At 50.9% G+C, this 11,329-nt stretch carries 10 protein-coding genes; 5 read left to right on the forward strand and 5 right to left on the reverse strand.

The window, feature by feature from the left end; all coding sequences use genetic code 11:
• Positions 1-202: 202 nt before the first annotated feature.
• From ACQY18_RS05355 to ACQY18_RS05375, 5 genes are all read right to left on the reverse strand, one after another.
• Positions 203-844 (reverse strand): ankyrin repeat domain-containing protein, encoded by a 642-nt coding sequence (locus ACQY18_RS05355; protein WP_428039124.1) that lies wholly within the window; start codon positions 842-844, stop codon positions 203-205.
• A 109-nt stretch (positions 845-953) separates the two neighbouring features.
• The gene (gene metG, locus ACQY18_RS05360) at positions 954-2,459 is read right to left on the reverse strand and encodes a methionine--tRNA ligase (RefSeq protein WP_428039125.1); all 1,506 of its coding nucleotides are present in this window, start codon (positions 2,457-2,459) and stop codon (positions 954-956) included.
• Positions 2,460-2,477: 18 nt separating this feature from the next.
• Positions 2,478-3,479, reverse strand: a complete 1,002-nt coding sequence (locus ACQY18_RS05365; protein ID WP_428039126.1) for an ATP-binding protein — start codon at positions 3,477-3,479, stop codon at positions 2,478-2,480.
• A complete protein-coding gene (gene tmk, locus ACQY18_RS05370) occupies positions 3,466-4,098 on the reverse strand; it encodes a dTMP kinase (RefSeq protein ID WP_428039127.1) in 633 nt (210 codons plus the stop codon). The genes ACQY18_RS05365 and tmk overlap by 14 nt, the downstream gene beginning before the upstream one ends.
• Before the next feature lie 8 nt (positions 4,099-4,106).
• Positions 4,107-4,709, reverse strand: a complete 603-nt coding sequence (locus ACQY18_RS05375; protein WP_428039128.1) for a KdsC family phosphatase — start codon at positions 4,707-4,709, stop codon at positions 4,107-4,109.
• 105 nt (positions 4,710-4,814) lie between these two features.
• Between ACQY18_RS05375 and ACQY18_RS05380 the strand changes: the two genes are divergently transcribed.
• The 5 genes from ACQY18_RS05380 to ACQY18_RS05400 all read left to right on the forward strand — a co-directional run.
• Complete coding sequence (locus ACQY18_RS05380) at positions 4,815-7,334, forward strand: AAA family ATPase (RefSeq protein WP_176778262.1); 2,520 nt, start codon at positions 4,815-4,817, stop codon at positions 7,332-7,334.
• A 13-nt stretch (positions 7,335-7,347) separates the two neighbouring features.
• Positions 7,348-8,430 (forward strand): recombinase RecA, encoded by a 1,083-nt coding sequence (gene recA / locus ACQY18_RS05385; RefSeq protein ID WP_176778261.1) that lies wholly within the window; start codon positions 7,348-7,350, stop codon positions 8,428-8,430.
• A 211-nt stretch (positions 8,431-8,641) separates the two neighbouring features.
• The gene (locus tag ACQY18_RS05390) at positions 8,642-10,099 is read left to right on the forward strand and encodes a hypothetical protein (RefSeq protein ID WP_428039129.1); all 1,458 of its coding nucleotides are present in this window, start codon (positions 8,642-8,644) and stop codon (positions 10,097-10,099) included.
• Positions 10,057-10,986, forward strand: a complete 930-nt coding sequence (xerA, locus tag ACQY18_RS05395) for a site-specific tyrosine recombinase/integron integrase (RefSeq protein WP_428039130.1) — start codon at positions 10,057-10,059, stop codon at positions 10,984-10,986. The genes ACQY18_RS05390 and xerA overlap by 43 nt, the downstream gene beginning before the upstream one ends.
• Before the next feature lie 3 nt (positions 10,987-10,989).
• The coding region (locus tag ACQY18_RS05400; RefSeq protein ID WP_428039131.1) for a 2,3-bisphosphoglycerate-dependent phosphoglycerate mutase at positions 10,990-11,329 on the forward strand (340 nt) is incomplete at its 3' end.

An 11,329-nucleotide genomic window follows, 5' to 3' on the forward strand; every position in this document is an offset into this window, starting at 1 on the left:
TGTTTGTAGCATGATTTTTCAAATTTAAGATGATTTTGCGCCGCTAGTTTAGGCGCGGTGTAGCGCTAGCTACATAAGCCTAAAGGCGGCACAAAAGGGCTTAAATTTGGAAAATAGTATGCCCATGAAATGCGAACGGGGAACAAAATGTTATTTTGTTCCCCGCGCATTAAAATCCCCGCTTACCACCAGCCGTTATCCATTAAAATCCGTCATCTTTTGGGGCCCTCTCCGCCGCCCGCTTACGCGCCTCCCTCGCCCGCTGGGCCTCCTCCATCTGCCGCTTACTTTTTAAGCAGGAATCCAACAGTTGGGCGGGTGTTTTTTCGGAATTGTTTTGCAAATTCGGGTTTCCCCCATGCGCCACCAAATAATTATAAATTTTGGTGTTGCACTGTTTGGCCGCCAAATGCAGGGGGGTGCTGTGGTCCTCGCTAGAGAAAGACATTTCGTCATACAAATCGCGCGGCGTATTGCACAGGCGCGCGGGCAGTTCCGGCCCCACTTTAGCGGCAGAAGTTAAAATCAGCTGAATCATCGGCTCGTCTTGATTAAGCACTGCCACATGCAGTGGGGTGCCCTTGGCTGATTTAGCCGTAAACCGGGAGCCGCGGCGCAACAGCAAATCCGCCATAGCCACATTTTTCTGCTCCACCGCCACCAATAGCGGGGTTTTGCCTTTGGAATCCCGCGACAAAACCAATTTGGGGTGTTTTTTAAGCATAGCCAAAACGGTGGATTTATCCCCATTTTTGACGGCCTTAAAAATATCGTTAATTCCGGCCGCACCGGCCGGCGCAGTTATAAAACCTAAACACAAAACCAGTAAAAATATATTTTTCATACGTTTAGTATAATTTTTTTTAGGCACACTGTCCAGCCGGGCGGGCCGTAATAAAAAAGAGCCCTCTTTTGAAAAGGGCTCCTTGAAATCAACGGATAGAAAAACCGTTTTATTTATCTTCCAACCGGGGGAACAACGGCGCGTATTTTTCAATTTTCCCCGGCAGTAAGCGTTTTTGCATTTCTTTGGCAATCGTGGGCATAAACGGCTCCAACCATACTGCCACATGGCGCAAACACGCCACCAGTTCCAGCAGTACCGCTTGGGCGGCGGGCAAATCCGTCTTGGCCAACATCCACGGTTTCTTTTCGTCCACCAGTTTGTTCAGGTCGCCGCCGTAGCCAAAAATAGCTTCCAGCACTTTATCAAAAGCCAATTCTTCATAGGCTTTATCAATGGTAGCTTCCACTTGCGCCGCTTTTTGAAGGAGCGGATAATCGCCCTCAATTTTTTCCGGCAATTCGCCAATGTTTTTAGCCGCCATATTCAGCGTGCGGGAAAGCAAGTTGCCGATGTTGTTGGCTAAATCGGAATTATAGCGGTTTTTGAAACTGGCCATGGAAAAATCGCCATCTTGGCCGAAAGGCACTTCCCTAAACAAGAACAAGCGCAAGGGGTCCGTGCCGTATTTGGCGGCCACTTCGGCCGGGTTTACAATGTTGCCCAAAGATTTGGACATTTTTTCCCCTTCTACCGTCCACCAACCGTGCGCAAACACTTTTTTGGGCAGAGGTAATCCCAGCGCCATCAGCACCGCCGGCCAAATAACCGCGTGGAAACGGAAAATTTCTTTCCCCACCATGTGTAAATCCGCCGGCCATAAATCTTCAAACTTTTCCGCGCGGATTTGTTTTAATTGGGCCTCGTGCAGGGTTTTGTCTTGGCAAATTAAGGTGCCGTACCCGGCGGCCGTAATGTAGTTAATCAGCGCGTCAAACCAAACATAAATGGTATGTTTGGGGTTGCTGGGCACTTGAATCCCCCACGCTACTTTGGTGCGGCTGACCGACAAATCTTGCAGGCCGCCTTTTACAAAGTTGATAATTTCGTTCGCGCGGAATTTGGGGCTCAAAAAGCCGGGGTGTTCTTCATAAAATTTAAGCAAGGCGTCTTGGTAGCGCGACAATTTGAAGAAATACGTTTCTTCGTGTACTTCCGTCAGCGGGCGTTTATGCACCGGGCAAAGGCCGCCTTCCAAAATTTCGCTCTCGTTATAATACTGTTCGCAAGACAGGCAGTATTTGCCGGCGTAAGAGCCCAAATAAATATCCCCGCTTTTAAGCAGTTTTTCAAAAATGGCTTGCACCACTTGCACATGTTTTTCATCCGTCGTGCGGATAAAATCATCATAAGAAATGTTCAGCGTTTTCCACATTTCTTTGTATTTGGCGGAAACTTCGTCCGTCCAGGCTTTGGGCGAAACCCCTTTGGCGGCGGCGGATTTTTCAATATTGGCGCCGTGTTCGTCCGTACCCGTTAAAAAGCGCACATCAACGCCTTTTAAGCGTTTGTAGCGGGCCAGTACGTCCAACGCTACCGTGGTGTACGCATGCCCGATATGCGGCACAGAGTTCACATAATAAATAGGCGTGGTTGCATAGAATTTTTTAGTCATTGTTTCTTCTCCGGTGTATTAAAAAATCTGAATATTCAGGCCGTCCAAATTCATCAGCGCCGTTTCCAACACCAACGCGGGGGATACGTTGCGCGTGATGGCCCGTTTATAATCTTCAAACTTCTTCAAATCTTTGCGCATTAAAAAAGCCTTTTGGGGGTCCGTTTCGCGGGTCCACTGGTTATGCAAGGCGGCAATAATTACGTCTAACACACTTTGCGCTTGCGTACGCCCGACGGCCAACGTGCGGGAAAGCCCCGCCGCCACACCGCACGGCCACGCAGGGCCTTGCGCTACGCCGGCCATTAAAGCCAACGCCTCCGCCGCGCGTTTGGCGCGCGAAACCGACCCGCCCGAATACCGGGCGGCTAAATCCAAATTATCCCCGTCAAACCCGGTTTGCGTTAAAATTTCTTTTACGTCCGCCGGAGCCAGCGGGCTGAAAGCAAGCGGTTGGCAACGCGATAAAATCGTTTTAAGCATTACGGAGCGTTTGGAAGTAATCAAAATCCATAACGTTTTATAAGGGGGTTCTTCTATAAATTTTAACAGTGCGTTTGCCGCCGCGGCCTGCATGGTTTGGGCGGCATCCAAAATAAGCACTTTCCACCCGCCGGCGGAGGCTTTCTGCTGGGATTTGGCCGTCACATCACGGATGGTATCCACGTTAATATGTTGTTGTTTGGCTAATTCTTTTTCCAGTTCATCTTCATACCCTTTACTGGAAAAATCTTTCTTTACTTCCAACCGGGCCTGGTATAAAAAATCGGCAAAAGTCACATCCGGGTGGGTGCCTTGGTCAATGGCGCGGCAACTTTGGCATACGCCGCAACTATCCCCCTGGGCCCGGGCTTGCGGGTCCAAACAGTTAAGCGCCTTGGCAAATTCCAATGCGGCTTTGGCTTTGCCGATGCCTTCATCGCCAAAAAACAGCATAGCCCCCGGCACCTGGCCGCTTTTAGCCAAGCCTTTTAAGTAAGTAATGGCCTTGTTTTGGCCTAACAGCTCAGCAAACGGCATTTGCCTCCACAATCCCGTGTTTTTCCAACAAATCTTCCACTTGTTTTTGGATTTCCTCAATATTGCGGTCCGCATCCAGCAAATACGCGCCGGGCGTACGGGCCGCCATTTCTTTATATCCTAAACGCATTTTTTGGCGGAAAGATTGGTCTTCCTGCTCCAATCGGTCCGAAAATAAATATTCGCCGCGTTCGGTAAAATATTTATCGGACATTAAAAACACAAGGGTTAAATCCGGCTGGAGCCCCAACGTGGCAATTTTGTTTAGGGTTTCAATGGTGGTTAAATCTATACCGCGCCCATACCCCTGATAAGCACAGGTAGACATGGTGTAGCGCTCGCAAATAACCACCTTTCCCGCTTCCAGTGCGGGCAGGATTTTTTCCTGCGTGTGTTGGGCGCGGGAAGCCTCATACAAAAACAGCTCCGCCATCGGGCGCACATCCACCCCCGGCTCTAGCACCATTTGGCGGATACGCTCCGCCGTAGGGGTTCCCCCAGGCTCGCGCGTAAGCACGGCTTCATATCCGCGGGAAATTAAATAGTTATACAACAGTTTGGCCTGTGTGGATTTACCACAACGGTCCGGCCCTTCTAAAACGATAAATTTTCCTTTCATGGCTAATCCTAATTAATCCCTTCGGCGGAAGTGATAATTTGTAATTCCGGGGACGGGGCTTGGGCCCAACCGGAGGCGTTAATTTGTTCCAGTAAAGGCTCCATTTTCCCTTGGGCGGTTAAAATTAAATCGGTCATTTCCCGGTAGGCGCCGTTGCCGCCGCCGCGCACCGTAATATAATGGGCGGCCTTTTTTACCGCGTCCACCGCCCCGGGCACCGTGACGGCCAACCCCACCCGCCTAAGCAAGGGCAAATCGGTCAGGTCATCCCCGATAAACGCCACTTCCTCCGGCGTTAAATGTTCCCGCTTCAAAATATCTTCCAGCGGGCCTGTTTTGGTTAAAAAACCTTGGTAAATATAGGCAAAACCCAATGCTTTTGCCCGGTAAATGGTACTGGGGTGGCGCCGCCCGGTAATAATACCCAGCGTCAACCCGCAACTGCGGCACATACGCGCGCCCAGCCCGTCCAAAGCGTTAAAGCTCTTGAACTCGTCCACCCGGCCGTCCGGCAGGGTAAAAAAATTAAGTTTTCCGTCCGTTAAAATTCCGTCCACATCCGTTAAAATGGCTTTTATGCGGGCGGCCCGGGCACACAATTCTTGGTTCATATATATAGGTATTATACCAAAAACACCACCCCCCGCACGGCTGATGATTTCCCCGCGTTTTATTTTTATATAATGATAGTAAGAGTTTTTTAACAGGGGTATAAAATGCCAAAAAGATTTACCGAAAACGCGCAAAAAATTATTCTTATCGCGCAGGAAGAAGCCAAACGCCTCAACCATGATTATGTAGGCACGGAACACATTTTATTGGGCCTTGCCGCCATAGACGGCACCGTTTCCAACAAAATTTTAACGGGGTTGGGGGTCACTTTCCGCAAAGTGCGCCTGGAGATTGAAAAAATGGTAGGCATTGGCGATACCATTATGCTCCTGGGGGAAATTCCGTTTACCCCCCGCGCCAAAAAAGTGCTGGAATTTTCTGTGGAAGAATCCCAACTGTTAGGCACGCAACACATCGGCACGGAACATATTTTACTGGGGCTCATACGGGAAGAAGAAGGTATGGCCTGCAAAATTTTGGAAAACCTGGGCCTTAATTTAACCCATGTGCGCGACAGCATATTAAATTACATCGGGGATGCGGAACCCGGGGATTTGACGGAAGACCTTTCTGCCGACAACCCGGAAGAAACCACCCGGGAAACAAGCCGCTCCGCGCAAACCAAAAAGAAAAGCAAAACCCCCACGCTGGACGAATACACGCGGGATTTAACCGCGCTTGCCAAAAACAACGCGCTGGACCCGGTTATCGGCCGCGACGAAGAAATTGAACGCCTGGTACAAATTTTAGCCCGCCGCACCAAAAACAACCCGGTGCTGCTAGGGGAACCGGGCGTAGGCAAAACCGCTATTGTGGAAGGGCTCGCCCAAAAAATTGCCCGCGGGGAAATTTCCGATGTATTAAACGGCAAGCGTTTACTGGCGTTAGATTTGGCCTCCGTGGTGGCCGGCACCAAATACCGGGGCGAATTTGAACAGCGGCTCAAAAACATTATTGACGAAATTGCCGCCGCCAAAGATGCCATTATTTTTATTGACGAACTGCACACCATTATCGGAGCGGGCGCGGCGGAAGGCTCCATTGACGCTTCCAATATGTTAAAACCGGCGTTGGCCCGCGGGGAAGTACAATGTATCGGCGCCACCACCTTTGACGAATACCGCAAATATATTGAAACGGACACCGCTTTGGAGCGCCGTTTCCAACCCATTACGGTAGACCCGCCGGATGTGGAGCAAACCATCACTATCTTAAAAGGTATCCGCGCGAAATACGAGCAACACCATAAAGTAAAATATGCCGACGACGCCCTGCGCGCCGCCGCCGCGATTGCGGACCGCTATATTACGGACCGAGCCATGCCGGATAAAGCCATTGACCTGTTTGACGAAGCCGGTGCGCGGGCGCGCTTAAAAAACGCCGTTTTGCCGCCCGAAATTAAAGAAAAACAGAAAGAATACAACCAGGCGGTAGAAGAAAAAGACCAGGCCCTGGCCAATAAAGAATTTGAAAAAGCCGCCGCGGCCAAAGATACCGAAGACCGCCTGAAAAATTATATAGACCACCTGAAAAAGAAATGGCAGGAAGAACGGGAACAAAAACAGCCCGAAGTGACCAAAGAAGATATTGCCCTGGTGGCCAGCAAATGGACGGGCATTCCCGTCACGCGGCTCACCCAAAGCGAAACGGATAAAATTTTGCACATGGAAGAACACCTCCACGAGCGTATTATCGGGCAGGAAGAAGCCGTGCGCGCGGTTTCGCAGGCTATCCGCCGCAACCGCACCGGCTTGGGCAACCCGAACAGACCCATCGGCGGATTTTTATTTTTAGGCCCCACCGGGGTAGGTAAAACGGAACTGGCCAAAAGTTTAGCCAGCTTCCTGTTTGGGGACGAAGATGCCATGATTCGGTTGGATATGTCCGAATATATGGAAAAATTTGCCGTTTCCCGCTTAATCGGGGCGCCGCCCGGCTATGTGGGCTACGAAGAAGGCGGCCAATTAACCGAGGCCGTCCGCCGCCGCCCGTACAGTGTGGTAGTGTTGGACGAATTGGAAAAAGCCCACCCGGATATTTACAACATTCTGTTGCAAGTATTGGACGAAGGCTACCTTTCCGATACGCTGGGCCACAAAGTGAGCTTCAAAAACTGCGTGGTGATTATGACTTCCAACGTGGGCGCGCGGGAAATTACCAACAAAGGCAGTAATTTGGGTTTTGCCGCCAAAACCACCGAAGAACAACAATACCAGGATATGCGCCAAGGGGTTATGGACGAAGTAAAAAAGACCTTCAACCCGGAATTTATCAACCGTATTGATGAAATTGTGGTTTTCCATGCGCTCACCAAAGAAAATATCGCCCAAATTTTAGACCTTGCTTTGGAAGAGGTGGACGACAAACTGGCCAATAAAGAATTGGAACTGGAACTGACGGACAGCGCCAAAAACTATTTGATTGAGCGCGGCTTTGACGCCAAATACGGCGCGCGGCCTTTACTGCGCACCTTACAGCGGGAGTTGGAAGACCCGCTGGCGGAAAACATTTTAACCAGCCGCTATGCCCCGGGAACGGTTATCCGGGTGGACTTAAATAAAGATACCCAAAAATTAACTTTTAGCAACGCCGCTTCTAAACCCAAAAACGCGGTGGCAATTTAACTGGAGGATACCAATGGACGCAAACAAACAAAAAGCCTTGGATTTGGCCCTCGGCCAGATTGAAAAAGCGTTTGGCAAAGAAGCCATTTGCAAACTGGGCGACAGCAATATTAAAAAAGTAGAAGCTATCCCTACGGGGGCATTGTCTTTGGACTTGGCCCTGGGGGTGGGCGGCCTGCCGCGCGGGCGCGTAATTGAAATTTACGGGCCGGAAGCGGGCGGTAAAACAACCCTTTCCCTGCACGTTGCGGCCCAAACGCAAAAAATGGGCGGTACGGTAGCTTTTATTGATGCGGAACACGCATTAGACCCGGTGTATGCGTCCGCCTTGGGCGTAAATGTGGACGAACTGCTTGTTTCCCAGCCGGACTCCGGCGAACAAGCCCTGGAAATTGCCGAAAAGCTCGTCCGCTCCGGCGCGATTGATTTGATTATTATAGACTCCGTAGCCGCCCTGGTTCCCAAAGCGGAAATTGAAGGCGAAATGGGCGACGCGCACGTCGGTTTACAGGCCCGCCTGATGAGCCAGGCCTTGCGCAAACTGACCAGCATTTTGAGCAAAACCAAAACCAGCATTATTTTTATTAACCAAATCCGCCAGAAAATCGGCGTGATGTTCGGCAACCCGGAAACCACCCCCGGCGGGCTGGCGCTTAAATTTTATTCGTCCGTGCGTATAGACGTACGCCGCATTGAAAACATCAAAAAAGGGGACGAAATTATCGGCACCCGCGTACGCGCCAAAGTGACCAAAAACAAAGTGGCGCCGCCGTACCGCCAGGCCGAATTTATGATGATTTTGGGCCAAGGTATTTCCCGCGAAGCCTGCATTATTGATAAAGGCGTGGAAGCGGGCTATATTGAAAAGAGCGGCAGTTGGTTCCTGTACGGGGATGAAAAACTGGGGCAAGGGTTAGATAATGCCCGCCAATACCTGGTGGACAACCCGGACCTCGCCAACGAAATACAAGACAAATTATTTGTAAAGTATTTGGGCATCCACTACGACGGCAAACAACTATCCGAAGAAGAAGCCGCCCAAAAAGCGCAGGAAGCCGCCAAACCGGCTCCCGCTAAAAAAACGGCTAAAAAATAACTGGCACAAACTTGCAAAACCGTAAAAGGCCCCGCACCCCGCGGGGCTTTTTCATTTCCCCCGGACGGAGCCTGTTCCCCCGCCGCGCATTTATTCCGCACGCCCCCCCGTTAACCGCACGCCCGCCCACGCCCACTGCCAAACCGCTCGCCCGCCGCCCACACGCATTTATCCCGCGGCCTAAGGGCGGAATTTCCTATAATAAATATATATGAAAAAATTTTCTTCCGTTTTTACCGCAGTCTGCGTAAGTATATCTGCCGTGTTGGCAGTGTATATGTTCTGGCAACGGTTGGCCCATTTATCCTCCGGCCTGGCCTACGACGAACTTTATTCGCTGGCTACGGCCTGGCCCGGCTTGAAACTTTCCTATATTTGGCACGAAATTCTGCTAAAAGACGTCAATTTGCCCCTCTATAACATCCTGCTGTACGGTTGGAACCATCTGTTCCCCGCGGAGCCGTTTTATATGCGGTTGTTTAATACACTCGCTTCCCTGGCCACCGTGCCCACCGCTTATTTTTTGGCCCCCGCCGCTTGGCCGAAACTTAAAAAGTTTATGCTTACCGCGCTGACGGCGTGTTCGTTTATTTTGGTAGCATTCGGGCTCTACATCCGCGCCTACTCTTTTGCCGTGTGGGCCGGTATGGCGTTTACTCTATTGGCTTTAGGCATTATTGACGCACTGGCCCGGCAAAAAAATCCGTCTGCCAAAACCTGGGCCGCCTTTTTTATCATTGGTTTACTCGGCTCCTATTTGCATTATTTTTGCTCCGGCCTGTTTTTTATTACCGCGTTAGTGGTGTTTTTATACGCCTGCTATTATAAAATAGGGCGCGCGACCGCCTTTTGGGGCACGGCAGCGGTATTTGCCGCTTGGTTCCCATGGGTAATTAATACTTATTTGATTATGTCTGCCCCCGCCGGCACTTGGTGGTATGTGGTGCCTTGGGCCCGCGCCACTTGGGATATTTTGCAATTTTTATTTGGTAGCCCTGCCCTGGTGGGTGGCATTTTGGTTCTTCTGATTCTTTCTGCCGTTTCCCTGGTTCACACGCAAAAAAAACGCTTACTCTTAAACGCAAGCATTATTTTGCCTGTGGTGCAAATCGGCCTGTTGCTAGCGGTGGTGGCGGTGGTTTCCTTAAAATACAATTTATGGTTGGACCGCTACTTTTTATCCTTTATGCCCCCCATTTTAGTATTAATTGCCGGTTGTTTGCACCACTTGTACGAACGGCACCGCCTGTTAATTGTGCTTTTCCCGCTCCTTGCCGCCGCCTGGACCGCCCACTTTTGGAATTTGGACTACCTGTTGACCGCGGAATTTACCGGCCTGAAAGATGCTTTTAGCTTTATCAGCCAAAACTGGCCCGGGCAACCCGTATATGTGGATACCGCCAAAACCGGCTACCCGGATAAAGCCCTGCAAGTTATGCTCCAGTATTACGCGCCGGGCCACCAAATGACCCTTATTTCCCTGTCTAAAGAAAACGCCCCGCAAGCGGCGCAAACGCCCAAACCGCCGGTGCTGATGCCACTTTGCACGCAGTACCATTTAATGCAGTTTTCGTTTGATTACAATTTGGAAGAAGACCGCGAACCGTACCTGTTTGGCAAAGATGTATGCGTATTTACCGCGCACCCGGTGCCGGAGGTGCGCCCGTGACCCAGGCGGACCTGCTGACGGATTTTGCCAACCATTTAACTTTTGAACGCCAACTTTCCCCCAATACGGTGTCGGCGTACCGTTCCGACGTGGAAAGTTTTTTGGAATACTGCCTGGCAAACGAGGTAGAGCCCCAAAACATCGCGCCGGAATTTTTAGATAAATACCTCTACCAACTGCGCAGGGTGGAACAGCTCTCCACCACCAGCGTTTTCCGCAAAATGGAGGCGGTAAAATGTTTTTATAAGTTTTTACTGGTGGAAGAAATAATTACGGATGACCCCACCCGCTTTCTCAAATCCCCCAAACTGGCGCAAAAAATTCCCCAGCAGCTTACCCGGCAGGAAATGGACCGCCTGCTATCCTATCCCGCCAAAAAGTTTGACGAAATCCGCACGCTAACCATCGTGGAACTGTTGTATGCCGCGGGCCTGCGCGTAAGCGAACTTATCAACCTGCGTATAGAAAACGTCAACACGCAGGAAGGGTGGGTATTGGCGTTTGGCAAAGGGGGCAAACAGCGTTTTGTGCCCATTCATCCGCAAGCCTGCCAACGGTTAAAATATTATTTGGACGTGCGCGAAGCCACATTTGCGGATAAAATAGTCGGCTCGGAACTTTTTTTGAACCGCCACGGCCGCAAAATCAGCCGCCAAAGCGTTTGGAAAGACTTGGCCGACTTGGGCCGCAAGGCGGGCATTTCCCAGCCGCTCCACCCGCACTTGTTCCGCCATACTTTTGCCAGCCATTTATTGCAGGGCGGGGCCGATTTGCGCAGTTTGCAGGAAATGCTGGGCCACGCCAATTTGGCTACCACCCAAATTTATACGCATTTGGACGTGGCCGACCTGAAAGAAAAACATAAAAAATTTCATCCGCGGGGTTAAACCATGAAACGCCTGATTTTTTTGCGCCACGGACAGAGCGAATACAACCTTTTCCACCGTTTTACCGGGTGGGATGATTGCGCTTTAACGCCCGAAGGAAAGGAGCAAGCCCGGCAAGCCGGGGTTTTACTCCGTCAAGCGGGCATACTTCCCCAACGGGCGTATGTTTCCAAACTGGTGCGCGCGCGGCAAACACTGCAAAACGCCTTGCAAACGGCGGGCTGGCAAATTCCCACCCTGTCCGTTTGGCAATTAAACGAGCGCCACTACGGGGCCGTGCAAGGGCTTACCCGCGCGGAAGCGGGCCGCCGATTCGGCCCAGAACAAGTGTTATTATGGCGGC

This window comes from Candidatus Avelusimicrobium faecicola, from assembly GCA_900540405.1.
GTDB classification, from domain to species: domain Bacteria; phylum Elusimicrobiota; class Elusimicrobia; order Elusimicrobiales; family Elusimicrobiaceae; genus Avelusimicrobium; species Avelusimicrobium faecicola.